Below are 25,668 nucleotides of genomic sequence, written 5' to 3'. Positions count from 1 at the left end.
CTATGTGGAATATCATCAGGCTGGCGTTGGCTTGCCTGTTATTACTTTGGCTACCTGCGACACAGGCGGCGGATAGCGGCTGGCTGCAAAGCCCGCAGAACGATCATGCGCAAGTCAGGCTGCGTGCCGACACCAGCAACGGGGACGAAACCCGTGTGCTGCTCGCTGTTGAGCTGGAAAAAGGATGGAAAACCTACTGGCGCTCACCAGGGGAAGGAGGTATTGCGCCAGCAATCACCTGGCAGGGCAACCCACCACCGGCAACCTGGTTCTGGCCAACGCCGCAGCGCTTTGACGTGGCGGGGATCTCGACGCAGGGCTATCAGCAGCGGGTTACGCTGCCCATCGTATTGAAGGGCGCTGCGCCGCAGCAACTGGCGGGTACGCTTACCTTATCCACCTGTAGCAACGTCTGCATCTTGACCGATTATCCGTTCAAACTGGATCTCACCACCCCGGCTGATCCAAAGTTCAATCACGACTTTGCTCAGGCGATGGGGCAGGTGCCGATTGCCAGTGGGTTGGTGGACAGCCTGCGTGCCGGTTATCACAACGGTGAGTTGCAGATTAGCGCGCAGCGTACCGCGGGCTGGCAACAACCTGAGCTGTTCTTTGATACGGTGGCAGGAGCCGATCTGGGCAAGCCAACGGTCAGCAGTGATGGCGAGAGTCTGCAAGCGCGAGTTCCCGTGAGTGATGGTTGGGGAGACGCAGCACCGGATCTGCGTGGTAAACAACTGCGGCTGGTTATCAGCGATGGAGGGATCGCTCAGGAGGCAACGCTGACCATTGGCGGGCCGCTTGCATTGCCTTCCACCGCGGCTTTCCCCCTGTGGCAAGCGGTGTTGATGGCGTTAGCGGGCGGTTTCATTCTTAACCTGATGCCTTGCGTGCTGCCAGTGCTGGGGATGAAGCTAGGTTCCATATTGCAGGTCGAACAGCGCGATCGGCGTAGCGTGCGTTGGCAATTTCTGGCCTCTTCCTTGGGGATCGTGGTGTCCTTCATGGCGCTGGCCTTGCTGATGACGCTGTTGCGCCTGAGCAATCACGCGCTGGGCTGGGGGATCCAATTCCAAAACCCGTGGTTTATCGGCTTTATGGTGCTGGTGACGCTGCTGTTCAGCGCCAATCTGTTCGGCCTGTTCCACCTGCAACTCTCTTCCTCGTTGAATACCAAGTTGGCTACTCATAACGGGCATGGCTTGAGCGGTCATTTCTGGCAGGGAGCGTTTGCCACGCTGCTGGCGACGCCTTGCTCGGCGCCTTTCCTGGGAACGGCGGTGGCGTTTGCGTTGGCGGCTCCGTTGCCGGTGCTTTGGGGCATGTTTGTGGCACTGGGAATTGGCATGAGCCTGCCTTGGTTGCTGATTGCCGCCTGGCCTGCGCTGGCGTTACGCCTACCACGTCCTGGCCGCTGGATGAACGGGATGAGGTTGGCGCTGGGCTTGCTAATGCTGGTTTCTTCGCTCTGGCTGCTTAGCCTGATGACCAACCATATCGGCGTGAAGCCGACTCTGATTGTCGGTGCCATCTTGCTGCTCGGTTTATTGCTGGCGGTGTGGCAACAGTTAGGTGCCCGGTCAGCGGGGATCGCGACGGCCAGCTTGCTGGTGGTAGGTGGTTTGGCATTGCTGGTGGGATCGTTGACCGCTAACCAGTGGCGACAGCCGTTGCACGACAACATCGCCTGGCAACCGCTTTCTGAACAGGCGATCGTACAGGCACTAGCTGAAAATAAACGGGTGTTTGTTGATGTGACCGCCGACTGGTGTGTGACCTGCAAGGCGAATAAATACAACGTATTGCTGCGTGACGAGGTGCAAAAAGCACTCAGCGCTGATGATGTAGTGGCGCTGCGCGGTGATTGGAGCCGCCCGTCTGAAAGCATCTCGGCCTTCCTGCAACAGCGCGGCAGCGTTGCCGTTCCCTTTAACCAAATCTATGGCCCCGGCTTGCCAGACGGCGAAGTGTTGTCACCGCTGCTCACTCGCGAAGCCGTACTGCAAGCTCTGTCTACTGCCAAAGGAAACCAATAATGAACAAGTTACTGATGTTACTGCTGCTGATCGTCACCCCGGTCTGGGCTGCGGCTCCTTTCACCGCCGAGCAGGAAGTGCGGATCAAAGAGCTGATCCGCGAAACGCTGGTCTCAAACCCGGATATTCTGGCGGAAGCGGTTAATGCTTGGCAGCAGCAAACCAACGGCCAGCAACTCGGTCAGGCGATTGAGCAAAATAGCAAAATCCTGTTCGACGATCCTGCCAGCCCGCGGTTAGGGGCCAAGAATGCCAAGCTGACGCTGGTGGCCTTCACCGATTACAACTGCCCGTACTGTAAGCAGTTTGATCCGATGTTGGAGAAGATCGTCAACAAATATCCCGATGTGGCGCTGGTGGTGAAGCTGTTGCCGTTCAAAGGAGAAAGCTCGATTGCCTCATCGCGGGTGGCGTTGACGGCTTGGGAGCAGCATCCAGAACAGTTCTGGCCGCTGCATCAACGCCTGATGGCGAAAAAAGGCTTTCATGACAACGCCAGCATCGCCGCAGCGCAAGAGAAAACGGGCGTTAAGCCGGTGGCACCTAGCGAGCAGAGCATGACCACGCTGCGTACCAATATGCAGTTGGCTGAACAGTTTGGCGTGCAGGGAACGCCTGCTACCCTGATTGGCGATCAGATGCTGCCGGGCGCGGTGTCTTATGAGGATCTGGAAGCGTTAGTGAAGCAGCAATTGGCGAAGGTGAAAAATGGCTAGGTTACGGCGCTGGACGCGCGAACTGCTGATTCTGCTGTTGCTCGTGCTGGGCGTGACGTTCGCCATGGACTGGTGGCGAGCTCCACAGGCTCCCTTGACCTTTGAGCAGCAAATGCTGGAAACTCTGGACGGAGAGCCGGTGTCGTTGGCGCAGCTCAGCCAGGATAAGCCTTTATTGGTCTATTTCTGGGCCAGTTGGTGCGGAGTTTGCCGCTTTACCACGCCTTACGTGGCCAAACTGGTGGCAAACGGCGGTAACGTGATGACCGTGGCGCTGCGTTCGGGCAATGACCAGCAGGTTGAGCAGTGGCTGGCGGCCAAGAAGCTGCAACTGCCGGTAGTTAACGATGAGCAGGGCAAGCTATCGGCGCAGTGGCAGATTGGCGTGACGCCGACCATCGTGGTGATCTCTCAGGGGAAGGTGGTGCAAAGCACCACCGGCTGGACCAGCTATTGGGGCATGAAACTGCGGCTCTGGTGGGCCAGCGTTTAATTCCCCGTCACCTCAACAATCGCCCGGCAAAGCCGGGCGATCCCTTCGGTAATCAGCTCCGGCGTATTGGCGGCAAAATTCAACCGCAAGCCATGTGCACCGTGCTGCTCCTCAACATAAAAGCATTCGCCACGGGCAAAGGTGACACCCTGTTGCCAGGCTATTGGCATCAAGGTTGTGGTGCTTACGGCAGGTGGCAATTCCAGCCAGATAAACAGCCCTCCCGCAGGGATTTCAAACCGACAGCCCGGTGGCAGGTGCTCGCTTAATGCAGCCACCATAGCATCTCGGTGCTGGCGGTATATCCTTCCCGCCCGGCGCAGCTGCTTGTCGTAGCTGCCAACGGTGACAAAGGCGTCCAACGCGCGCTGGATCAGGTTGGAGCTGGTAAAGCTGTCGACGTGCTTGAGCCGTGAGAATTGCAGATACTGTTCGCTGTCCGCCACCAGATAACCGATGCGCATACTGGGCAGCAGCATTTTGGAGAAGGTACTGACATAGATCACCGTGCCAGCGGGAGCCATGGCGCGCAGTGACGGCAGGCTTTTACCGTTGTAACGCAGATCGCCAACAAAATCGTCCTCCAGGATCACTATCCCGGCCTGTTGCGCCAACGCCAGCAAGCGGCTGCGGCGGACTTCGCTCATACAGCGCCCGGTGGGGTTATTGAAATTGGGGATGGTGTAGATCATTTTGGGCTGATGCCGGGCGATCAGCTCCGGCAGTTGCTCAACGCACATACCGTGACGATCGCTGGGCACTGGAACAATGTTGATCTGGTGCAGGCGCAGCAGTCCCAGAGCTTCGGCATAGGTGGGCTCTTCGACAATCACCGTATCCCCTGGGCGTAATAGCGTCTGGAAAATCAGGCTGATGGCATGTTGCGAGCCGTTGGTGATCAGCACCTGTTCGGCTCGGGTGGGGATACCTTGTGCGGTCAGGATCCGGCTTAGCGTGTCGCGCAGCGGGTAGTAACCACAATAATCACCATAGCTGAAGGCCTCTTCCGCATGACGGCTGAGGATCGACAGCAGGATCTTGCGGAACGCCTCCAGCGGGAACACCTTGGGGCTGCCGACGCCAGCGGCAAAGTTGATGATGTGCTCCGGCAAAGGAATATCCGGATAACCGTCCAGCCGCGACGTGGTGGTGGTGAAGCGATCCGCAGGGAATAGCTCGCTGGATGCTGGCCGTTGCTGCATGGGGGCCGGTTGCAGGTGGCGGACATAGGCGCCGCTGCCACGCCGCTGTTGTAACAATCCTTTGGCCGTCAGTTCGGCGTAGGCGCTTTCCACCGTCAGGCGGCTGACCGAAAGTTCGGCGGCCAGGCTGCGCGTTGACGGCAATTTATCGCCATCGGCAAAGGTGCCGCCAAGAATGGCGCGGCGCAGCGCTTCTTCGATCTGCAGATACAGCGGAATGTCCTGCTGACGATCCAGTGGAATGTGCATGAAATTGGCCCGGTAAAAAAAGTCTGTTTTCACTATATCCCAGAGTAACAAGGCTTGGCACCGATAAAAGTGGCCTGCACAACATCGTAGCAAAGTGGCTATGGTGGCAAAATCTGGCCGCGTTAAAATCTCCGCCAGAGAATTAAGCGGTGGAATTTTGAGGGTGTTATGTCGTTACCGTCGGGTGTTGTAGCAGAACCAGTTGTGGTCAGTGGCGGGATCCTGCGGGGAACCAACCAGGGTTACGTGATCGCCATAATCAGTGCCATGCTGTTGGCGTTTACCGCCATCATCATCCGCGCGCTGACCGAGTATTACCATCTACCGACGTTTGTGCTGGCTTTCTGGCGTGCGGCCTTGGTGGCCTTGGTGTTGTTACCGTTATTGCTGCTGTTCAAACCACAATGGGCTTATCTGCGACGTGAACAGGTGCCGTTCTACGCTGGCTACGGTTTGCTGTTGGCATTGTTTAACAGCTTATGGACGCTGTCGGTGGCGCTCAATGGCGCTTCGGTGGCGACTATTTTGACCTACTGCTCGGTCGGTTTTACCGTATTCCTGGGCTGGATGATGTACAACGAACGCCTCAGCCTGCGCGAATTGCTGGTGATCGTGGTCAGCCTGGGTGGCTGCTTCCTGGTCAGTAACGGCGACAGCATGGGCAACAGCCGTTTTGATCTGTTGGGGCTGATGGTCGGCATGCTGTCCGGCATTGGTTACACCCTGTACACCCTCGGCGGGCGTATCGCCAGCGAGCGGCGCTACCCGGTGTGGAATACCATCCTGTACGTATTCGGTTTTTCCGCCGTGTATCAGTGGTTGTTCAACACCTTGCTGACATTTTTCCCCTTGGCGGCATTTCACGGCATGGCGGGGGACCTGTGGTTTCTATCCCAGGGAGTTCAAGGCATTCAGTGGAGTGGCTGGCTGTTGCTGCTCACGCTGGCCGCAGGGCCAACGCTGCTGGGGTTTGGCCTGTACAATATCAGCCTGAAAACCCTGCCGCTGGCGGTGGCCAACCTTATCCTGTCGCTGGAGCTGGTGTTTACCGCGGTCATCGCCTACTTCCTGTTGGGAGAAAATATGAACCAGTTACAGCTATTGGGTAGCGCGCTGGTGATGGGCGGGGTATTGATGCTGAGAAGAGCGAAGTAGGCTTGGCTTTCTGCGCCGGTTTGTTACCATTGGCCGCGAAACAACAGGGTGCAAACAGCAAATGATCATTAATCCAAGGTTAAAACGAGCGCTTATCGCTTGATTGGGCAGTGTTTTTGAACGGAAAACGCTGCCACTGACATTACGTTCCGTGGCTCTTGCAATAAATTAAGAGAAGATGCCATGTCTGATAAACACTGGTCACAAGTAGAATTACTCCACCAGACGGTAACCAACCCCAATATCCTGATCAAGGGAACCCACAGTTATTACAGCCATTGCTGGGATGACGGCTTTGAACGCTCCGTGGTGCGCTATTTACACGGCGATGCGGTCAGCCAACAGTGGGAGCCACTGGGGCAGCTAGACAGGTTGCACATTGGCGATTATGTCTGTATTGGCGCCGAAGCGGTGATCCTGATGGGAGGGAATCATACCCACCGTATTGATTGGCTGAGCCTGTATCCGTTTATGGAAACCATCCAGGCGTCTTATTTACCTAAAGGTGATACCCGCCTTGGCGATGGTTGTTGGATCGGGATGCGGGCCATGCTGATGCCTGGAGTGACGATTGGCGAAGGGGCGATAGTGGCTGCCGGCAGCGTGGTGACTGCGGATGTCGAGCCCTACGCTATCGTTGGCGGCAATCCGGCCCGGATGATTAAACGGCGGTTTTCTGCGGAGACAATCGAGCGTTTACTCGCGTTGCAGATTTACGATTTGTCCGCCGAAGCGTTCGCCAGCATCCAGCCCTTGTTGGCCAGCGATGATATTACGGCCTTGGAACAGGCTGTTGAGGTTATACGCCAATAATAAGTCGGGCGAGTTAGTCCCGCCCGATTTTTAACCGGCTCACAACATTGGGGCGCTGCATGATGCAGCGCCCTTTTTGCATTACTCAACTTCCGTCGCTTCCCCGCTGATACGACGGTGCTTGCGGAGTTTGCGCAGCAGCGGTGGTAACACCAACACGGCGACGGCCAGCACCAACAGGCATTGGGCAATGGTACTGCTCCACAGAATATCAAAGTTCCCATTGCTGATAGACAACGCCCGGCGCAGGTTTTGCTCCAGCATTTCTCCCAACACAAACCCCAGGATCAGCGGCGACATCGGGAAGTGCATTTTGCGCAGGATGTAGCCAAACACGCCTAGCCCCACCATCAGCAGCAAATCGAAGGTCGTGCTGTGTACCGCATAGACCCCAACGGCGGAAACGGCGGCGATCGCCGGTACCAGGAACCACAGCGGCACGGTCAGCATACGGGTGAACAGCCCAATTAACGGGATGTTCATGATCAACAACATCACGTTAGCGATCAGCAGCGCGGCGATCAGCCCCCAAACGATATCCGGCTGTTCGGTGAACATTGCCGGGCCAGGGGTGATGTTATACAGCGTCAATGCTCCCATCATCACCGCCGTAGTGCCTGAACCCGGTACGCCCAGGGTCAGCATCGGGATAAATGAACCGCAGGCGGAAGCGTTATTGGCGGCCTCCGGTGCGGCGACGCCACGAATATCCCCTTTACCGAACGATTCACTGTTGCCGCTGATGCGCTTCTCGGTCATATAGGTGAGCGCACTGGCAATAGTCGCCCCGGCACCGGGCAGAATACCGACGAAGAAACCGACAAAGGAGGATCGCAGGGTCGGGCCAACGCACTCGGCGGCCTCTTTACGGTTAAACAGCATGCGGCCGGTTTTACGGATCAGCTTCTGGCCCGTGCTGGTGCTTTCCAGCATCAGCAAGATCTCGCTGACCGAGAACAACCCGATCACCACCACAATAAACTGAATGCCGTCGGAGAGGTGTACGCTGTCGAAGGTGAAGCGATACACGCCGGTATTGGCGTCCACCCCCACCGTGGCCAGCCCCAGACCAATCAGGGCCGCCAGCAGGGATTTCAACGGGTTCTGGCTCATCATGCTGCCAAGGCAGGCAATGGCAAAGACCATCAGGGCAAAGTATTCCGCCGGGCCAAACGCCAGCGACCAGCGGGCCAGCATCGGGGCGAACAGAATAATGCCGATAATGGCGACCAGCGAGCCGGTGAAAGAGCTGACGGCGGAGATCGACAGGGCAACTCCTGCACGGCCTTGTTGGGCCATCGGGTAGCCATCCAGCGCGGTCATGATTGCGGCGGCATCCCCCGGGACGTTGAGCAGGATCGAAGAGATCCGCCCACCGTATTCACAGCCGATATACACCGTGGCCAGCAGGATCAGGGCCGACTCGGCGGGTAGCTTCAAGGCGAAAGCCAGCGGTAAGAGGATCGCCACGCCGTTGATCGGGCCAAGGCCCGGCAGCAGCCCGACGATAGTGCCAACGAAGCAGCCGATCAGGGCGATCATCAGGTTCTGGGGCAGTAGCGCCACTTCGAACCCTTGTGATAAATACATCCAGGTTTCCATTATCGCTCCCGTTAGCTCAGCCAAACGCCGAGTGGCAGTGTGACATCCAGTAAATAATCAAAGGCGTAGAACAGAGAAACGCCCATTATGACGCCTGAAATCAAGGCGGCTTTGATACTGGCCTGGAACAGCAGGCCAATGCTGAAAGTCAGCAGAGTCGTTGCCAGTGGGAAACCGAGCCACTCGAATCCCCAGGCGTACAGCACCAGCGTGATCACTAGCACCAGCAGGCGTTGCAGCACGTTTTTATGTGGCCACTCGACTAGCTGTGGCCGACGCAACAGCAGCAATGCGGCACACAGGGCCATCAGGCTCAGGATGGCCAAAGGAAAGGGGCGTGGTCCTAAAGGTTCATAGCTGTATTCGCTCTGGATGCCCCAACCGATAAACAGGCCGCCGCCGCAGAGCAGCAGCCACAGAGCAGCAAAAATACGATCGCTCATGTCAATCCCCTAGGTTATTTGGCCAGCCCGAACGCTTTAGCCTGCTCGCGGTACTGGTTAACCTGGTTTTTCACGTAGGTATCCAGCTCCTTCCCGGTCAGGTTGAATTCAAACAGGCCGCGTAGATCGCGCTGTTGTTTGAACTCCTCGGTTGCCGTCATGGTTTTGAAGGTGTCGATCCACCATTGATACTCGGCCTCGCTGACCTTTGGGCCAAGGTAGAAACCGCGGATGATCGGCCACACCAGATTGAACCCCTGCTCCTTGGCGGTAGGGACGTTTGCCAGCTCGCCTGGCAGGCGTTCTTCGGCATATACCGCCAGCACACGCAGCTTATCGCCCTTCAGGTAAGGCACCATCTCGCTCAGATCGCCGGATACTGCCTGAATGTGATTACCCAGCAGCGCGGTCACCGGCTCGCCGCCCCCTTCAAACGCCACATAGCGCATCTTGTGGGGATCTACGCCAACTTCACGGGCCAGCAGGGCAGTTTTCATCCAATCCTGGCTGCCAATGGAGGCTCCAGCACCAAATACCACGCTGTTCGGGTCTTTCTGGAAGGCTGTCATCAAGTCTTTCAGCGTCTTGTAAGGCGAGTCGGCGCGTACGGCGATCATGCCGTAATCGGTGCCCACTGCCGCCAGCCACTTCACATCATCCACGTTGTAGCGGCCAAACTTGCCTTGTGAGAGGTTCAGCAGGGAACCGCCAGAGAACGCCACCACGGTGCCAAATTCGGCTGGCCGCTGGGCAACGATGGCGTTATAGGCCACCGCCCCCACGCCGCCGGGCATATAGGTGACGCGCATCGGCTTATCGATGGCCTTGGTTTCTTGCAAGGAGACCTGGATCAGTTTGCAGGTGAGATCGAAGCCTCCGCCGGGTTTGGCTGGGGCGATACATTCGGTGCGTTTTGGCGCTTCCACGGCGAATGCCTGGTTGGCGGCGAACAGCAGAACAGTGGCGGTAAGCGTACGGGTAATTATTGTTTTCATGACGTTTCCCCATCGGTTTTGTTTCAGTTTGTGAGAATCCCCGCTGACACGGGGTTGCTAAATTGTTAAAACAGAAACCTTTCATTTACCTTTCAGTGACCGGGAAAGTTTACAGGATGTGATATGCGTCTCTTGTTAGTGGAAGACCACCCCGAGCTGGCTCATTGGTTGCAGAAAGCCCTCAGCGGCCTTGGGTTTGCAGTGGATGTGGCGATAGACGGCGTGGCGGCAGACCATTTGTTGCTACACGAAAGCTATGCGCTGGTGGTGCTGGATGTCGCACTGCCCCGGCTCAACGGCCTCGAACTGTTGGCGCGGCTGCGTAAGCGTGGGCAGACTCTGCCAGTATTGCTATTGACGGCCCGTAGCGAGGTGGCCGATCGGGTTAAAGGGCTGAACCTTGGGGCTGACGATTACCTGACCAAGCCCTTTGAACTTGATGAATTGGAGGCACGCATCCGGGCGTTGCTGCGCCGCAGCGTCGGCGTGACGCAACAGGCATTGCAATACGGTTTGCTGACCTATCACGACGAGGGCTACTTCTTGCTGGCAGAAAAACCCCTGTCGTTAACTCCCCGTGAGCTGGCGGTGTTGACCACCTTGATGCATCGCCGTGGCCGTCCGGTCGCCAAGCAGCAACTGTTTGAGCAGGTGTTTACCCTCTCTGACGAGGCTAACCCCGAAAGCATCGAACTTTACGTCCATCGCGTGCGTAAGAAACTCCAGGGGAGCAACGTGGCGATCGTGACGTTGCGGGGCTTGGGCTACAGCCTGGAGCTGTGCGATGAGGTGGTTTAAAGCACCGCGTTCGTTGTTCTATCAGTTGCTGCTGTTCTTTGGTTTGCCGCTGCTGGTATTGGGTGGGATCTCAATCTACACCCACTATTTCAGCGCGATGAGTGCGGCGACGATGGCCTACGATCGCACCTTATTGGCGTCGGCCCGCACGGTGGCGGAGCGGCTGGTAGTGCGCAATCAGCGCCTGGAGGTGGATGTGCCTTATGTGGTGCTGGACAGCTTCGAGCGCAATATGAACGACCGGCTGTACTATCAGGTTATTTCACCTGAGGGGCAGAGTATTTCGGGCTATAACGATTTGCCCAAGATGCCGCCCTATATTCCTCGTTCCAACCTCTATCCGGCCCTGGTGCATTTTTACGATGCGCACTATCGCGGGCAGCCAATCCGCGTGGCGGCACTGTTCCAGCCGGTGAATGAGGGTGGGGTGATGGGGATGGCGACCATTCTGGTGGCGGAGACGTTAGAGTCGCGGCGCTATCTGGCGCGGCAGATGCTGCTGGCGGCGCTGCTCAGCCAGGGGACAGTGGTGGTATTGACGCTCACTCTGGCTTACATCCTGCTGAAAAAGCTGCTGCAACCGTTGCGCAAGCTGTCCAGCATGATGCTGCGGCGCGATCCGGGGGAGCTGACGCCTTTGCCGATGGTGCTGCCCTGGTCGGAAATGCAGCCGCTGCTGCTGGCATTCAACCGCTATATTGAGCGGCTGCGGTTGATGGTGGCGCGTCAGGAACGCTTTAGTGCCGATGCTTCCCACCAGCTACGTACGCCGCTCACGGTTTTGAAAACCCAGGTGGGGGTGGCATTGGCCAGCGAACGGCCCGAGCAATGGCGTGAGAGTCTGGAAGGGATGAGCGCCACCCTGGACAGTACCGTCGCGTTGACCGATCGCCTGCTATACCTCTCACGGCTGAAGGCGCACGAGCATCAGGCCGAGCGTAAGTTGCAGCCGGTTAATCTGGCGCAGGTGTTACGCGACGCCTGTTTTTCGCGCCTGCCGCAGGCTCGCAGCAAGCGGATCGATCTTGGTTACGAAGGGGTGGGAGTTTGTTGGGTGGCCGGTGAGGCGTTGCTGTTGGCGGAGCTTTGCGCCAACCTGTTGGATAACGCGCTGAAATACACGCCAGCCAAGGGGGTCGTGACCGCCCGTTTATTGATGGTGGATGGGCAGGGACTGTTAGAGATAGAAGACAGCGGGCCAGGCATTGCTCAGGATCAGACGGTCGCTGCGCTGCAACCGTTTCGACGGCTGGATAATGTGGGTGATCAGCCTGGTGCGGGGCTGGGGCTGGCATTGGTCAAAGATATTACCGCTTATCACGGTACCCGTCCGGAACTGCTGAGCTCTGACGCGCTAGGAGGCCTGTTGGTGCGGATACGCTTTAGGCTGTTGGGGTGATAGAGGGTAAGGGGGCGCATCTCCCCCCGAACCTTATGGTGTAACGGTGGTTTTTCTACGCCCTAACGGCGTGCGCAGGCGCTGTGACAGGATCACCCCCAGCAGGGCGACACCGCCACCAATCAGATGGTAGCTATGCAACTGTTCATGCAGGAACAGGACCGCAATTATCGCGGTGAACACCGGTGCCAGGTTCATAAAGATCGACGCCTTGTTGGCTCCCAGGCGCATCACCCCCTGGATCCACAGGAACGGCGCGGCAATCGACGCAGGGATACCGGCAAACAGCACTAGCGGGATGTTCTGGCTGGTAAGCTGCACGTCATGCGCCATCAGGAAGTTCGGCAGCAGCAGTACCACGCCAAACACGATCTGCACATACAGAGACTGCCAGTTGGGCAACGGGATCGCCCAGCGTTTGGTCAACACGCCGTACAGGGCGTAGGAGGCCGAAGCGGCGAACATCATCAGTTCACCTTTGCCAATGCCGTGTTGCAGCAGCAGCCCGGGTTGCCCCGCGCTAACCAGCCACACCAGCCCACCCAGCGACAGGATACTACCCAGTGCGATACCCACGGTGGGGGCAACGCGCAGGACGAATATACCGGTTAATACCGTCAGCAGCGGGATCAGCGAGTTGAGGATGCCCATAAACAGCGCGCTGACGCTATGCGCGGCGTAATAGGCCAGGCTTTGATACAGCACCATCCCCAGCAGGCCGAGGATCATCAGCTTCCACCAGTTGGCGCGAATGGCTGGCCAATTGCGGAGCGCTCCCGGCAGCACGAAAGGGGTGAGTACGATCAGCGCCAATGCCCAACGATAGAAGGAAATGGCCGCCGGATCGATGGCGGTTGCCGATACTTTACTGACTACGGCGTTAATCGACCAGATCAGCACCGCCAGCAGGGGAAAGAGCACGTTCATGATAATAATTCTCAACAACGAATAACATGCTGGCTAGTCTACCCGTGTCCGGTTTATTATATATAGTCAAAATCAGACAGCATTTCGCGAAATCAAGACAACTTCACCATGGCCGAAACCCGTAATTATCCCACCGCAGACGTCGCTGCTCCGCGCACGCTGTTTTTCCGCTGCGAAGAAACCAATGCGGATACCGAATATCTGCCGCACAGCCACGACTGGGGGCAGCTGATTTGCGTCAAAACCGGGGTGATCGCGCTGAATATTGCCGGGCAGCGTTTTTTGGCTCCGCCGGAGTTCGCCGTCTGGTTGCCGCCGGGCATGGAGCATTCCAGCCATAACCGCAAACCGGTGCTGTTCCGCACCATCAATATCGCCAAATCCTTATGCGTCGGGTTGCCAGAAGAGGCCTGTTTGATCAACGTCTCGCCGGTGTTCAGCGCCATTGTTGAAGATTGCCTGGGGCGAAAAATGCTGGAGCCCACGAGTGAAGAGGATCTGCGCCTTTGCCGGGTGCTGATCGACCAACTGCGGATTTCCCCGGTGCAACAGACCTATCTGCCGACCTCGCAAGACAAGTTTTTGGGGCCAGTGTTACAGGCATTGGAACGTTGCCCGGCGGATAACACCTCATTGGCGGTATGGGCCAGCAAGGTGTATACCACTGAGCGGACGCTTTCACGCCGTTGCCAGCAGGAACTGGGCATGTCGTTTAGCGAGTGGCGGCAGCGCCTGCGCTTTTTACATGCGCTTTCGCTGCTCGAACAGGGGAAAACCGTGCAGGATGTCGCACTCGATGTTGGCTACAGCTCGGCTTCCGCGTTTATTGTGATGTTCCAGCAGATCGCCGGTACCACGCCAGAACGTTTGCGCCGGGCATGACAATCCCAACACGACATCAACTGGCCCAGGTTACGTCGAACCGAACGTTCACATCACCACTCCAGGTGCCTGCCGGCAAGGTGCTGAAGTCGGTCACCGGGGTCGTGCCATCAGCCGTCGCACCGATGATAGTGAAATCGAAGTGGTCTTGCGCACTCTGGCGGCCAGGCTGCTTGTCAGCGTTGGCAAGTTTGCTCAGGTTACCGCCTGATATACCGGCCGAAGTATCAATCAGGGTGGTTTGAGCGGTTTTTGTTATCGCAGCGCCGTGGTGTTTAACCCCCACTTCCAGGGTAGAACCGGAGGTGCCTAATTGAGTCAGGGTATTGGAAACCAGTTTGGCGGTCAGTTTAATCGCTGTGCCTTCGCCTTGGAGAGCTACGTCGAACACGCCTTGCTGGCTATTGAAGCGCTTTACGCCTTCAGCATATTGGAAATACAGGTTGCCAATGGGGGTAACGACCAATTGACTGGAGGAGTCTTTCACCGCTATCGCAGGCCAGGTGGCTAATGCTTGTGTAGTCACGTTTTCAGCCTGAGCGCTACCAACGGCTGTGAGTGTTGCAACGATCGCCAGAACAAGTGTCGCTTTTTTCATGGTTAACGCCCTTGATTTTCGATTTGTTTCTGCCCGTTAGCCGGTCGCTAACGTGAAGGTTCGCCTCCTTGCGTGATAATTATCGGAAAGAACTCAATAAAGCTTAGAAGAAAAACATCGTTATTTCACCGGGCATAACAAGCTTGGGTTTCCGAGCCATTCGGTGGCACACTATTTTGTAGTTACTGCTTACCTATACCCGTCGGAGAGTGACGTGAAGATACTGATTGATGAAAATATGCCCTATGCGGTGGATCTATTTAGCCGCTTGGGGGAAGTACAGGCCGTGCCTGGCCGCCCGATCCCAACCGATGCGCTGGCCGAAGCCGACGCCTTGATGGTGCGCTCGGTGACCAAAGTGAATCAGGAGCTGTTGGCTGGCACCAAGATCGGTTTTGTTGGCACCGCTACGGCAGGTACCGACCATGCGGACGAGGCGTGGTTGCAACAGGCGGGGATTGGTTTCTCGGCTGCCCCTGGCTGTAATGCCATTGCGGTGGTGGAGTATGTGCTTTCGTCATTAATGCTGTTGGCGGAGCGCGATGGCTTCTCTTTGCGTGATAAAACCGTTGGGATAGTGGGTGTCGGCAATGTTGGCTCCCGGCTGGATGCTCGCCTGAAAGCCATGGGCGTGCGTACGCTGCTGTGCGATCCACCACGCGCCGATCGTGGGGACAGCGGCGAATTCTGGCCGTTGGAAAAGCTGGTGGCAGAGGCCGACGTGCTGACGTTCCATACCCCGTTGAACAAGACTGGCCCGTATAAATCGTTGCATCTGGCCAACGCGGATCTGCTGGATGCTTTGCCCGACGATCGCATTCTGATCAACGCCTGCCGGGGTGCCGTGGTACATAACGCCGCGTTGCTTAACGTATTGGAGCGGGGTAAGCGATTGAGTACGGTACTGGACGTGTGGGAGCCGGAGCCGGATCTCAGCGTGCCGTTGCTGGATCGGGTGGATATCGGCACCGCCCATATCGCCGGTTACACGCTGGAAGGCAAGGCGCGCGGCACCACGCAGGTGTTTGAAGCCTTTGCCCAGCATCTGGGGCAGCCGCAAGCTATCGAGCTGGCCTCTCTGCTGCCGGTGCCAGAGTTCAGCGAAATCCGCCTCAATGGGCCGCTGGACGAAGGCAAGTTAAAACGATTGATGCACTTGGTGTATGATGTGCGCCGCGATGATGCGCCGCTGCGGCAAGTTGCCGGGCTGCCGGGTGAGTTCGATCGCCTGCGCAAGCATTATCAGGAACGCCGGGAGTGGTCTTCACTGCGGGTGCAGTGCGATGACAGCGCCAGTGCGGAACTGCTGCACAAACTGGGCTTCGGCGTCCTGTAACAGGGCGAGCATAAGGTTGCCTTAAGGCAATTGGCGGTAAAGTTTATCGGGCGGTGAGTGCATCGCCCGTTTGCATTTGAATCAAATACTCTGGAGAAACCCAATGTCTGACGGCTGGAATATCGCTGTGCTCGGTGCCACTGGCGCAGTAGGTGAAGCGTTGCTGGAATTGCTACAGGAACGCCAGTTCCCGGTGGGTGAACTCTTTCCTTTAGCCAGCGAGCGCAGTGCTGGCGCTACGGTGCGTTTCAACGGCAAATCCTTGCTGGTAGAAAATGTAGAAGAATTCGACTGGTCGCAGGCGCAGCTGGCGTTCTTTGTTGCCGGTAGCGAAGCCGCTGCCTGTTACGCCGATGATGCGGGCAACATGGGCTGCCTGGTGATCGACACCAGCGGCCATTTTGCACTTGAGCCGGACGTGCCGTTAGTGGTGCCAGGTGTTAACCCGCAGGTGCTGGCGGATTATCGCAACCGCAATATCGTGGCAGTGGCCGACAGCATGGTGAGCCAGCTGTTGACGGCGATTAAGCCGCTGACCGAACAGGCCGGGCTTTCCCGCTTGCACGTCACCACGCTGATGTCGGTTTCGGCACGCGGCAAGGTCGCGGTGGACGATCTGGCAGGCCAGAGTGCGCGTCTGCTGAACGGCATCCCCGCAGAGCCGGGCGTGTTCGCCAAGCAGTTGGCGTTTAACCTGCTGCCATTGATGACCGATGAGCAGGGCAGCGTGCGTGAAGAGCGTCTGATCGTCGATCAGGTGCGTAAAGTGTTGCAGGATGAAGGGCTGCCGATTTCGGTGAGCTGCGTTCAGTCGCCGGTGTTCTACGGCCACGCACAAGTGGTGCATCTGGAAGCGCTGCGCCCAATCGCGGCAGAAGAAGCTCGCCACGAGCTGGAGCAAGCTGAAGATATCCAACTGAGCGAAGAGGACGATTATCCAACCCAGGTTACCGAAGCTTCCGGCAGCGATATGCTGAGTATTGGCTGTCTGCGCAATGATTATGGTATCCCCGAGATGCTGCAGTTCTGGTCGGTGGCCGATAACGTGCGCTTTGGCGGCGCGTTGATGGCGATCGAAACCGCTGAACGGCTGTTGCAGGAGCAGATGTACTGATGTCCGAGGTGGAGTTGCCAACCCAACCAATGCTGAAAATTGCGCTGGGGATTGAGTATGACGGCAGCCGTTATTACGGCTGGCAGCGTCAGCAAGAGGTTACCAGCGTCCAGGCATGCCTGGAAAAAGCGTTAAGCAAGGTGGCGGATGCGCCGATCGGCGTATTCTGCGCCGGGCGAACCGATGCCGGAGTGCATGCCACCGGGCAGGTGGTGCATTTCGAAACCGCCGCACAGCGCAAAGACGCCGCCTGGACGATGGGGGTGAACAGCCATTTGCCACCGGATATCGCGGTACGCTGGGTGAAAGAGGTCAGCAGCGATTTTCATGCTCGCTTCAGCGCCACCGCGCGGCGTTATCGCTACATTATTTATAATCACCGCTATCGCCCGGCGGTCTTGCAGCAGGGGGTGACGCACTTTTATCATCCGCTGGACGCCGATCGCATGCATCGTGCCGCACAGGCCCTGCTGGGGGAAAACGATTTTACCTCCTTCCGGGCGGTGCAATGCCAGTCACGCACGCCGTGGCGAAACGTAAAACACGTTAAGGTTTCGCGCTATGGCGAATATATCGTGGTAGATATAAAGGCCAACGCCTTTGTCCATCATATGGTGCGCAACATTGTTGGCAGCCTGATGGAGATTGGCTGTGGCAATCAGGGTGAGAACTGGATGGGCGAACTGTTGGCGCTCAAAGATCGCAGCCTGGCGGCCGCTACCGCACGAGCCGAAGGACTGTACCTGGTTGCGGTTGATTATCCCGAGTCGTTTGCCTTACCCCGGCCGCCGATGGGGCCGCTGTTTTTAGCCGACGATTAACTGGCAGGCTGGCAGATTAATACGTTATTTACTGGTGCCAACGCCGGGTGAGAGAGACACCTGGTCAATTGAGAGAGTTTATGGACATCATCAAGTTTCTGATTGATTTTATTTTGCATATTGATGTGCACCTGGCAGAACTGGTCGCGCAATACGGTATGTGGGTTTACGGTATTCTGTTCCTGATCCTGTTTTGTGAAACCGGGCTGGTGGTTACGCCGTTCCTGCCGGGGGATTCTCTGCTGTTTGTCGCTGGTGCGCTGGCCGCGTTACCTTCGAACGATCTCAACGTGCATACCATGGTGGCATTGATGGTGATTGCAGCGGTGATTGGCGATGCCGTCAACTACACTATTGGTCGGCTGTTCGGCGAAAAGCTGTTCAGCAACCCGAACTCGAAAATTTTCCGTCGTAGCTATCTGGACAAAACCCACCAGTTCTACGAAAAACACGGCGGAAAAACCATTATTCTGGCGCGATTTGTGCCGATCGTGCGCACCTTTGCGCCGTTCGTGGCCGGCATGGGACATATGTCCTATCGCCACTTTGCTGCCTATAACGTGATTGGTGCGCTACTTTGGGTGCTGCTGTTCACTTATGCTGGCTACCTGTTTGGCGACTTGCCGATCGTGCAGGAAAACTTGAAGTTGTTGATTGTTGGCATCATCCTGGTTTCAATTCTGCCGGGCATTATTGAAATCTGGCGCCATAAACGCGCGGCTGCCCGCCAACAAAAACAGTAAAAACACCGCTTAACCCGTCGGTTCGACCAGTTTTTTGTCCACACAATCGGGCCGATATGGTTTAATGAGCGACATTTATGGTCTGTTCCCGCGAACGACCCTGAAGCCAATGCCTTGGTAGCGCACCTGTTGCGCTGAGCTCGGCATTTTTGCATTGGGTGTGTTCCGGGAGGATTGTTAAGGCATGAACAGCGGACTAGGGTCTGCCAGGTTCAAACAGAAAGGTCATCGATGAGCTGGATTGAACGAATTCTCAACAAAAGCAATGTTACGCAAACCCGTAAGGTGAGCATTCCTGAAGGGGTCTGGACCAAATGCGATAGCTGTGGTCAGGTCCTTTACCGTGCCGAACTGGAGCGTAACCTTGAGGTCTGCCCCAAGTGCGACCACCACATGCGCATGTCAGCCCGTATGCGTCTGCATACCTTGCTGGATGAAGGCAGTGAAGTGGAACTGGGCAGCGAACTGGAGCCGAAAGACGTTCTGAAGTTCAAGGATTCCAAAAAGTACAAAGATCGTCTGGTTGCCGCACAGAAAGCAACCGGCGAGAAAGACGCGCTGGTGGTGATGAAGGGCACGCTGTATGGCATGCCGATCGTCGCGGCCTCCTTCGAATTCGCCTTTATCGGTGGTTCGATGTCTTCCGTGGTCGGTGCGCGCTTTGTGCGTGCGGTTGAGCAGGCGTTGGAAGATAACTGCCCGCTGGTGTGCTTCTCTGCCAGTGGCGGTGCGCGTATGCAGGAAGCGCTGATGTCGCTGATGCAGATGGCGAAAACCAGCGCCGCGTTGGCCAAGCTGCAAGAGCGTGGCCTGCCGTATATTTCGGTACTGACCGATCCAACCATGGGGGGCGTATCCGCCAGCCTGGCGATGCTGGGCGATATCAACATTGCCGAGCCAAAAGCGCTGATCGGCTTTGCCGGGCCACGGGTTATCGAACAAACCGTACGTGAAAAACTGCCGCCGGGCTTCCAGCGCAGTGAGTTCCTGATTGAAAAGGGTGCCATCGACATGATCGTGCGCCGTCCGGTGATGCGTCAGACCCTGGCCAGCATTCTTTCCAAGCTGACTAACCAGCCGCAGCCGCATTTCGATGAGGCGGCGCCGGTCATCGCTCAGGAAAATCAGGCCGACGCCTGAGGAGCAGACAAAGACCCGATATAGGTGCAAGCCTGCGCCGGGTTCCGCCGCCATTTTGTGGCTAAGTAGCGGCGGGAAACGAAGAGCATCGCTTTTGACGTCGTCAGGGCGATGCGTCTTACGGATTTATGAACCCAAAGTCAGTGATGGGACTCATGCAAAACCACCAAATTCCCCAAGCCACGTCGCCATTGAGCTCGTGGCTTTACTATCTGGAACGTCTGCATAGCCAGGCGATCGAACTCGGCCTGGAGCGTGTGCAACACGTTGCGGCGCACCTTGACCTTCTCACTCCTGCTCCTACGGTATTTACCGTTGCCGGTACTAACGGCAAAGGCACCACCTGCCGCACGTTAGAGGCCATTTTGCTGGCTGCCGGGCTGCGGGTCGGGGTTTACAGTTCACCGCATCTGGTGCGTTATACTGAACGGGTGCGCATACAGGGTGAAGAGCTGAGTGAGGCTGAACACAGCCGCTCTTTTGCCGCGATTGAAGCTGGCAGGGGGGAAACCTCGCTGACCTATTTCGAATTTGGCACCCTTTCGGCATTGCAGCTGTTTAAACAGGCTAAGCTTGACGTGGTGATCCTGGAAGTGGGGCTAGGTGGGCGTCTGGATGCGACCAATATCGTCGAGCCAAGCGTCGCCGTGGTGACCAGCATTGCGCTGGATCACACCGACTGGCTAGGCCACGATCGTGAAAGCATCGGCCGCGAGAAGGCGGGGATATTCCGTGGCGGCAAGCCTGCCGTGGTCGGTGAGCCGGATATGCCACATAGCATCCAGCAGGTAGCGGAAGATCTCAGCGCTCAACTGTACCGCCGTGATGAAGCCTGGTCGTTCAGCGAACAGGGCGAACGCTGGCAATGGGAAGGGGGCGGCACACGCCTGACCGATCTCCCCATGCCTAACGTCCCCTTGGCCAATGCGGCAACGGCATTGGCTGCGCTGCACTATTCAGCGCTGGAAATCGACGAGAAGGCGATTTTTGCCGGTCTACAGCAGGCCGCTTTGCCAGGGCGTTTTCAGACCGTGCAGCAGAACCCGCAGTTGATCCTGGACGTTGCCCACAACCCCCATGCTGCGGCCTATCTGGCTGGGCGACTGGCGAAACTTCCCCGCAATGGCGGTGTAGTACGCGCGGTGGTGGGGATGCTGTCAGACAAGGATATTGCCGGTACGCTGGCCTGCCTGAGCGAGCAGGTGGACGAGTGGTATTGTGCGCCGCTGGAAGGCCCGCGCGGAGCCAGCGTTGAGCTGCTGGCACAGTATTTAACGGAACCACGCAAGTTTGCCGATGTCGAAACTGCCTGGCGTCAGGCTATGCAGGACGCGGATATTCAGGATATTGTGATCGTCTGTGGGTCTTTCCACACTGTTGCCCACGTGATGGCGGCGTTAGACGAGAGGCGGGGAGTGTGAGTGGCAAGTAAATTTCAGAATCGACTGGTTGGAACCGTGATTTTGGTTGCCCTGGGGGTGATTGTCCTGCCGGGGCTGCTTGACGGCAAAAAGAAGCATTATGAGGATGAGTTTGCGGCGATCCCGTTAGTGCCCAAACCGGGGGATGCTCATGAAATCGACGTGATCCCACCGGCCAATCAGGCGCTACCTTCGGTTCCACCGGAGGGGGCTGGCGCTTTGGTTGAGCAGCAGCAGGCCGCCGCCGAGGCTTCCGCCCAGCAGGCGGCTAATCAAACGACTCAACAGCAGCAGCCTGCGGTTGTTGCTCCGCCGCCCATCGAAACCAAACCGGTTCAGCCAACTAAACCTAAACCGGTAGAGGTGAAGCCGGTGGAAGTGAAACCTAAGCCAGTGCCAACACCGCCAAAGGTAGAGCCAAAGCCGGAAGTGAAACCAGAGCCAAAGCCTGAAACCAAACCTGCGGTTGAAGAAAAGGCACCGGTTGGTCAGGCCTATGTGGTGCAGTTGGGGGCGTTGAAAAATGCTGCCAAGGTCAATGAGATCGTCGCTTCGCTGCGCCTGTCTGGGCACCGGGCTTATACCGTGCCTTCGACGCCGGTGCAGGGTGAGATCACCCGCATCTACGTTGGCCCTGATGCCTCGAAGCAGAAGCTGCAGGCTTCGCTGGCGGAGCTGAATGGGATCAGTGGGCTGAGCGGGCAGGTTAAGGCGTATAGCGCACGTTGATACATTGGGGCTGTCATATGTATGCCCCTCACCCCGACCCTCTCCCACAGGGAGAGGGGGCGTTCCCTCAAGCATTGTGCGTAGAGGGGGAGGGGTTCTAATATTCTTGCTCACTTAATCCAAGGTTCGGGTAAGTTGGAATTGTGTCACAACCGCTAAGCGCGACTCGGACGATCCGTCTCTCTGTGGGAGAAGGTACGGGGGAGTTGGAATTGTGTCACAACCGCTAAGCGCGACTCGGACGATCCGTCTCTCTGTGGGAGAAGGTACGGGGGAGTTGGAATTGTGTCACAGCAGCTCACAGCGATTTGGACGATCCTTTCCCTGTGGGAGAAGGTACGGCGAAGTTGGAATTGTGTCACAACCGCTAAGCGCGACTCGGACGATCCCCTCTCCCTGTGGGCTGAGTGATCCCCAGTAATATGGTCAGCATCCCATGACCATATTACTGTACTCATTCCCTAACTTTTTCAGCATATTAACTATATTCATCCGTCTCACTATTCCCGCTCTGTCTCTCAGGACCTCACCAGCAAGCCTCAGATACGACAGGATCCGTCTCCCTTTCTCACTATTTGCCTGATAATGCCTATGAAGTTGTTTCTTTTCCGCCATATACCCCGTCAGCCACATCACCAGGCTGGCCATCGCTGCCACTACACTCAGAACCGCCAGGCGACCCCAGCCCTGGCTGCGGCTTAGTCTCAGCCCATATCCGAAGCGCGGACTTTTTTCGTCGCGGAAGTTCTGCTCTATCTGCATCCGACGACTGTACAGGGTCATTATCTGATGAGGCTCCAGGCCTTCAACATTACTGAACAGCAACCACGGTTCCTGAGCGCTACTTCGATGCTCTTTCTCCGTTTTTGACCGTCTGCCTTTTCCGTGACGTCCCGCCGATGGGCGCTTTTGCAGATAAAAGCTACCGTAACAAGGCATCCTCGGCTTACGAGCAAGTACACCGTAACCGACTTTTATGGGAGTGCTCTCCGCCTGCAAGTCACTGATTTTCATCCAGCGGGTGCTTCCTTCCAACTGGAAGCAGACGAGCCCTCTGACCCTGCCCGTAAAACACCAGCCCAGTTGGCTTATGTGCCTGAACCAGTCAGTTCTGAAGCCCGCATCCGTGATTATTGTGACGGGTTTTCCGTCGGGAATGGCCGCGTGGAGACGGTCAAGGAAGGCGCACTGAACCTGGCTGTTTTGTGCCAGCCAGGCGGGCACCACTTCGCTCATCAGAGGGAGGGAACGGCCATTACAGACTAGGCTTGCTCGCAGCAGATGCCAGTTTTTGTCATGCCATCCGCTCCAGTCGACAGCAATAACGCAGAACGGCATCAGTGAGGTGATAGACCGCGTAAGCATCTGTTGAATAAGGGGAAGTTCGTGATGAATAGCGGTATTACCGAGGGCCCGATCGACACGTTTAATTTTATTTTTGACGTGAGCTCTGCCTGGAAGCGAACGGCCGAGACTGGTTAGCGTCAAGTCAGCGCCGTTGCAAAGTGCAATGGCCATAGAGATAAGTACATTGATCCGAAAGGAATGAATACCACGTAAAGACGCGGAGAAAAATTTCTGGCAAACTGTTTGTAAAGGCACGATGAGGTCTCTTCTGTTTTGTTAGCGCAACCAGTAGATCACACTTCATCGTGCCTTTCATTTTTTTGTGGGGATTCCTCAGCCCTGTGGGAGAGGGTTAGGGTGAGGGGCCAGTGCTCAAGGAGGAGGATTGCCAAATCGCCACAAAAATTGTGCCTTTCAGGGGCCGGATATCCTATGTAGGCGCGGCGATTGGCAATTTTAACATCGCCGTTTTTTATTTGTTACGTGGTGGGAAATCCGCTACGCAAACGTTTTCTTTTTCTGTTAGAATTCGCCGCGATTGGATGCAGGGGCGATTCATCATTGGAATAGTTCATGGTCTGGATTGATTACGTCATTATAGCGTTGATTGGATTTTCGGCTCTGGTGAGCCTGATCCGAGGTTTTGTTCGCGAAGCATTGTCACTTGTGACATGGGGATGTGCGTTTTTTGTTGCCAGCCATTTCTACCCATACCTTGCAGCCTACTTCACCCGTTTTGAAGATGAGCTGGTACGTAACGGCATTGCGATTGCCATTTTGTTTATCGCAACGCTGATTGTGGGCGCTATCGTTAACTATGTGATTGGGTCACTGGTAGAGAAAACCGGATTATCGGGCACCGATCGGGTGCTGGGCGTGTGTTTTGGCGCACTGCGCGGCGTGTTGATCGTGGCAGCGATACTGTTCTTCCTGGATACCTTTACCACCCTGTCGCAAAGTGCGGACTGGAAACAGTCACAGCTGATCCCCCAGTTCAGTTACATCATCAGATGGTTCTTTGACTATCTGCAAAGCACGTCGAGTTTCTTACCAACCCAATTACCGGGGCGGTAGCGGCTTAGAGGAAAAGACAACATGTGCGGTATTGTCGGTATCGCCGGTTTTATGCCGGTAAACCAGTCGATTTATGATGCATTGATGGTGCTCCAGCATCGTGGACAGGATGCCGCTGGCATCGTCACTATTGATGCCCATAATGGGTTCCGCCTGCGCAAGGCAAATGGTCTGGTGAAAGATGTTTTTGAAGCCCGCCATATGCTGCGCCTGCAGGGCAACATGGGCATTGGCCATGTACGTTACCCAACGGCTGGCAGCTCCAGCGCTTCAGAAGCTCAACCTTTCTATGTCAACTCGCCGTTCGGCATTACGCTGGCACACAACGGCAACCTGACCAACGCCCACGAACTGCGCCAACAGCTGTTTGAACGTGGCCGTCGTCATGTCAACACCACTTCCGATTCCGAGATCCTGCTGAACGTGCTGGCCACCGAGCTTGACCGTTTCCCGCATTATCCACTGGAGTCCGACAACATTTTTACCGCCGTTGCCGCGATGCATCAGCAGCTGCGTGGCGCTTATGCCTGCGTGGCCATGATTATCGGCCACGGTTTGGTGGCGTTCCGCGATCCCAACGGCATTCGCCCACTGGTGATCGGCAAACGTGAGCTGGAAGATGGCCGCTGTGAGTACATGGTGGCTTCTGAGAGCGTGGCGCTGGATACTTTGGGCTTCGACTTCCTGCGCGACGTAGCGCCGGGCGAAGCGGTGTATATCACCGAAAAAGGCCAACTGTTCACTCGCCAGTGCGCAGAGAACCCAAAAACCAATCCTTGCCTGTTCGAGTATGTCTATTTTGCCCGTCCTGACTCCTTTATGGACAAGATCTCCGTCTACAGCGCCCGCGTGCGTATGGGGCAGAAATTGGGCGAGAAAATTGCGCGCGAATGGGAAGATCTGGATATCGACGTGGTGATCCCGATCCCGGAAACCTCTTGCGATATCGCGCTGGAGATTGCCCGTATTCTGGATAAGCCGTATCGCCAAGGCTTCGTCAAAAACCGTTATGTTGGCCGTACCTTCATCATGCCGGGTCAGCAGGCTCGTCGTAAGTCGGTACGCCGCAAGCTGAACGCCAATCGTGCCGAATTCCGCGATAAGAACGTGCTGCTGGTTGATGACTCCATCGTGCGTGGTACCACTTCAGAGCAGATCGTGGAGATGGCACGTGACGCCGGGGCCAAACGGGTTTATCTGGCCTCCGCCGCCCCGGAGATCCGCTTCCCTAACGTGTACGGTATCGATATGCCGAGCGCGACGGAGCTGATTGCCCATGGGCGTGAAGTGGACGAAATCCGCCAGATTATTGGTGCCGACGGCCTGATTTTCCAGGATCTGGATGACCTGATCGCTGCTGTACGCGAAGAGAACCCGGACATTGCCCAGTTCGAATGCTCGGTGTTTAACGGCATCTACGTGACCAAAGACGTTGACCAGAGCTATCTGGAGTATCTGGAAACGCTGCGTAATGACGATGCCAAAGCGTTGCGCGGCCAGACGGAAGCAGAAAATCTGGAAATGCATAACGAGGGCTAACGCGCCCGCGTAGCTCACCAAAACGGTGCACCGTAGCGTTGGTTACGGTGCATTGTCTTATTTCCACCTCGAATCTACGAAGGTTTGCTGCCAAAC

24 protein-coding genes are annotated in these 25,668 nt (G+C 56.7%); 17 read left to right on the top strand and 7 right to left on the bottom strand.

Annotation, left to right across the window (positions count from 1 at the left end):
- The first annotated feature begins 2 nt into the window (after positions 1 to 2).
- The 3 genes from KGP16_RS18000 to KGP16_RS17990 are packed head-to-tail and all read left to right on the top strand — an operon-like array spanning position 3 to position 3,245.
- Positions 3 to 2,036, top strand: a complete 2,034-nt coding sequence (locus KGP16_RS18000) for a protein-disulfide reductase DsbD (RefSeq protein WP_223500106.1) — start codon at positions 3 to 5, stop codon at positions 2,034 to 2,036.
- Positions 2,036 to 2,752 carry a DsbA family protein gene (locus KGP16_RS17995; protein ID WP_021806039.1) on the top strand — a complete coding sequence of 239 codons (717 nt, stop codon included), beginning with the start codon at positions 2,036 to 2,038 and terminating at the stop codon, positions 2,750 to 2,752. The genes KGP16_RS18000 and KGP16_RS17995 overlap by 1 nt, the downstream gene beginning before the upstream one ends.
- Positions 2,745 to 3,245 carry a protein disulfide oxidoreductase gene (locus tag KGP16_RS17990; protein ID WP_021178592.1) on the top strand — a complete coding sequence of 167 codons (501 nt, stop codon included), beginning with the start codon at positions 2,745 to 2,747 and terminating at the stop codon, positions 3,243 to 3,245. The genes KGP16_RS17995 and KGP16_RS17990 overlap by 8 nt, the downstream gene beginning before the upstream one ends.
- Here KGP16_RS17990 and KGP16_RS17985 read toward each other — a convergent pair.
- Complete coding sequence (locus KGP16_RS17985) at positions 3,242 to 4,696, bottom strand: PLP-dependent aminotransferase family protein (protein ID WP_021806037.1); 1,455 nt, start codon at positions 4,694 to 4,696, stop codon at positions 3,242 to 3,244. The two genes, KGP16_RS17990 and KGP16_RS17985, sit on opposite strands and share 4 nt — an antisense overlap.
- 168 nt (positions 4,697 to 4,864) lie before the next feature.
- On the opposite strand from KGP16_RS17985, the gene KGP16_RS17980 reads away from it, so the two are divergent.
- Together KGP16_RS17980 and KGP16_RS17975 are read left to right on the top strand one after the other, a co-directional pair.
- Positions 4,865 to 5,851, top strand: coding sequence for a DMT family transporter (locus tag KGP16_RS17980; RefSeq protein WP_094982003.1), 987 nt, complete (start codon positions 4,865 to 4,867; stop codon positions 5,849 to 5,851).
- A 183-nt stretch (positions 5,852 to 6,034) separates the two neighbouring features.
- Positions 6,035 to 6,664, top strand: a complete 630-nt coding sequence (locus KGP16_RS17975) for a CatB-related O-acetyltransferase (RefSeq protein WP_021178589.1) — start codon at positions 6,035 to 6,037, stop codon at positions 6,662 to 6,664.
- 81 nt (positions 6,665 to 6,745) lie between these two features.
- Here the strand turns inward: KGP16_RS17975 and KGP16_RS17970 are convergent, their stop codons facing one another.
- The 3 genes from KGP16_RS17970 to KGP16_RS17960 are packed head-to-tail and all read right to left on the bottom strand — an operon-like array spanning position 6,746 to position 9,704.
- Entirely contained in the window at positions 6,746 to 8,266 is a 1,521-nt protein-coding gene (locus KGP16_RS17970) for a tripartite tricarboxylate transporter permease (RefSeq protein ID WP_021178588.1), read from the bottom strand.
- Positions 8,267 to 8,277: 11 nt separating this feature from the next.
- On the bottom strand, positions 8,278 to 8,709 hold the full coding sequence (locus tag KGP16_RS17965) for a tripartite tricarboxylate transporter TctB family protein (RefSeq protein ID WP_021806035.1): 432 nt from the start codon (positions 8,707 to 8,709) through the stop codon (positions 8,278 to 8,280).
- A 14-nt stretch (positions 8,710 to 8,723) separates the two neighbouring features.
- Positions 8,724 to 9,704 carry a tripartite tricarboxylate transporter substrate binding protein gene (locus KGP16_RS17960; RefSeq protein ID WP_021806034.1) on the bottom strand — a complete coding sequence of 327 codons (981 nt, stop codon included), beginning with the start codon at positions 9,702 to 9,704 and terminating at the stop codon, positions 8,724 to 8,726.
- A 123-nt stretch (positions 9,705 to 9,827) separates the two neighbouring features.
- Here KGP16_RS17960 and tctD point away from each other — a divergent pair, with 123 nt between their 5' ends.
- Both tctD and KGP16_RS17950 read left to right on the top strand, forming a co-directional pair.
- On the top strand, positions 9,828 to 10,502 hold the full coding sequence (gene tctD, locus KGP16_RS17955) for a transcriptional regulator TctD (protein ID WP_223500104.1): 675 nt from the start codon (positions 9,828 to 9,830) through the stop codon (positions 10,500 to 10,502).
- Positions 10,489 to 11,901: a sensor histidine kinase gene (locus tag KGP16_RS17950; protein ID WP_223500102.1), complete on the top strand. Its 1,413-nt coding sequence runs from the start codon at positions 10,489 to 10,491 to the stop codon at positions 11,899 to 11,901. Before tctD ends, KGP16_RS17950 begins: the two co-directional genes overlap by 14 nt.
- A gap of 33 nt (positions 11,902 to 11,934) precedes the next feature.
- Here KGP16_RS17950 and KGP16_RS17945 read toward each other — a convergent pair whose 3' ends face one another.
- The gene (locus KGP16_RS17945) at positions 11,935 to 12,828 is read right to left on the bottom strand and encodes a DMT family transporter (protein WP_223500101.1); all 894 of its coding nucleotides are present in this window, start codon (positions 12,826 to 12,828) and stop codon (positions 11,935 to 11,937) included.
- 108 nt (positions 12,829 to 12,936) lie between these two features.
- Here KGP16_RS17945 and KGP16_RS17940 point away from each other — a divergent pair, with 108 nt between their 5' ends.
- Positions 12,937 to 13,710 (top strand): helix-turn-helix domain-containing protein, encoded by a 774-nt coding sequence (locus KGP16_RS17940; RefSeq protein WP_223500100.1) that lies wholly within the window; start codon positions 12,937 to 12,939, stop codon positions 13,708 to 13,710.
- A gap of 16 nt (positions 13,711 to 13,726) precedes the next feature.
- Here the strand turns inward: KGP16_RS17940 and KGP16_RS17935 are convergent, their stop codons facing one another.
- Positions 13,727 to 14,308 (bottom strand): common pilus major fimbrillin subunit EcpA, encoded by a 582-nt coding sequence (locus KGP16_RS17935; RefSeq protein WP_223500099.1) that lies wholly within the window; start codon positions 14,306 to 14,308, stop codon positions 13,727 to 13,729.
- A gap of 214 nt (positions 14,309 to 14,522) precedes the next feature.
- On the opposite strand from KGP16_RS17935, the gene pdxB reads away from it, so the two are divergent.
- The 7 genes from pdxB (at position 14,523) to dedD (ending at position 21,612) form a co-directional block, all read left to right on the top strand.
- On the top strand, positions 14,523 to 15,644 hold the full coding sequence (gene pdxB / locus KGP16_RS17930; RefSeq protein ID WP_223500098.1) for a 4-phosphoerythronate dehydrogenase PdxB: 1,122 nt from the start codon (positions 14,523 to 14,525) through the stop codon (positions 15,642 to 15,644).
- Between the two features lie 103 nt (positions 15,645 to 15,747).
- Positions 15,748 to 16,758: an aspartate-semialdehyde dehydrogenase gene (locus KGP16_RS17925; protein WP_223500097.1), complete on the top strand. Its 1,011-nt coding sequence runs from the start codon at positions 15,748 to 15,750 to the stop codon at positions 16,756 to 16,758.
- Positions 16,758 to 17,579 (top strand): tRNA pseudouridine(38-40) synthase TruA, encoded by an 822-nt coding sequence (truA, locus tag KGP16_RS17920; RefSeq protein ID WP_223500096.1) that lies wholly within the window; start codon positions 16,758 to 16,760, stop codon positions 17,577 to 17,579. Before KGP16_RS17925 ends, truA begins: the two co-directional genes overlap by 1 nt.
- Before the next feature lie 80 nt (positions 17,580 to 17,659).
- Entirely contained in the window at positions 17,660 to 18,322 is a 663-nt protein-coding gene (locus tag KGP16_RS17915) for a DedA family protein (RefSeq protein WP_024485601.1), read from the top strand.
- 231 nt (positions 18,323 to 18,553) lie between these two features.
- On the top strand, positions 18,554 to 19,462 hold the full coding sequence (gene accD, locus KGP16_RS17910) for an acetyl-CoA carboxylase, carboxyltransferase subunit beta (protein ID WP_021178576.1): 909 nt from the start codon (positions 18,554 to 18,556) through the stop codon (positions 19,460 to 19,462).
- A 155-nt stretch (positions 19,463 to 19,617) separates the two neighbouring features.
- Positions 19,618 to 20,883, top strand: coding sequence for a bifunctional tetrahydrofolate synthase/dihydrofolate synthase (folC, locus tag KGP16_RS17905; protein WP_223500095.1), 1,266 nt, complete (start codon positions 19,618 to 19,620; stop codon positions 20,881 to 20,883).
- Complete coding sequence (dedD, locus tag KGP16_RS17900) at positions 20,884 to 21,612, top strand: cell division protein DedD (RefSeq protein ID WP_223498131.1); 729 nt, start codon at positions 20,884 to 20,886, stop codon at positions 21,610 to 21,612. It abuts the gene before it with no gap.
- 426 nt (positions 21,613 to 22,038) lie between these two features.
- Here the strand turns inward: dedD and KGP16_RS17895 are convergent, their stop codons facing one another.
- Positions 22,039 to 23,214 carry an IS4 family transposase gene (locus tag KGP16_RS17895; RefSeq protein WP_059199164.1) on the bottom strand — a complete coding sequence of 392 codons (1,176 nt, stop codon included), beginning with the start codon at positions 23,212 to 23,214 and terminating at the stop codon, positions 22,039 to 22,041.
- A 318-nt stretch (positions 23,215 to 23,532) separates the two neighbouring features.
- Here KGP16_RS17895 and cvpA point away from each other — a divergent pair, with 318 nt between their 5' ends.
- Positions 23,533 to 24,033: a colicin V production protein gene (gene cvpA, locus KGP16_RS17890; RefSeq protein ID WP_024485212.1), complete on the top strand. Its 501-nt coding sequence runs from the start codon at positions 23,533 to 23,535 to the stop codon at positions 24,031 to 24,033.
- Positions 24,034 to 24,054: 21 nt separating this feature from the next.
- Positions 24,055 to 25,572 carry an amidophosphoribosyltransferase gene (purF, locus tag KGP16_RS17885; RefSeq protein WP_021178572.1) on the top strand — a complete coding sequence of 506 codons (1,518 nt, stop codon included), beginning with the start codon at positions 24,055 to 24,057 and terminating at the stop codon, positions 25,570 to 25,572.
- Positions 25,573 to 25,668 lie beyond the last annotated feature (96 nt).

This window comes from Serratia sp. JSRIV006 (assembly GCF_019968685.1).
GTDB classification, from domain to species: domain Bacteria; phylum Pseudomonadota; class Gammaproteobacteria; order Enterobacterales; family Enterobacteriaceae; genus Chania; species Chania fonticola_B.
The sequence above is the reverse complement of the archived record's forward strand: the minus strand, read 5'-3'. Positions and strand labels throughout refer to the sequence as shown.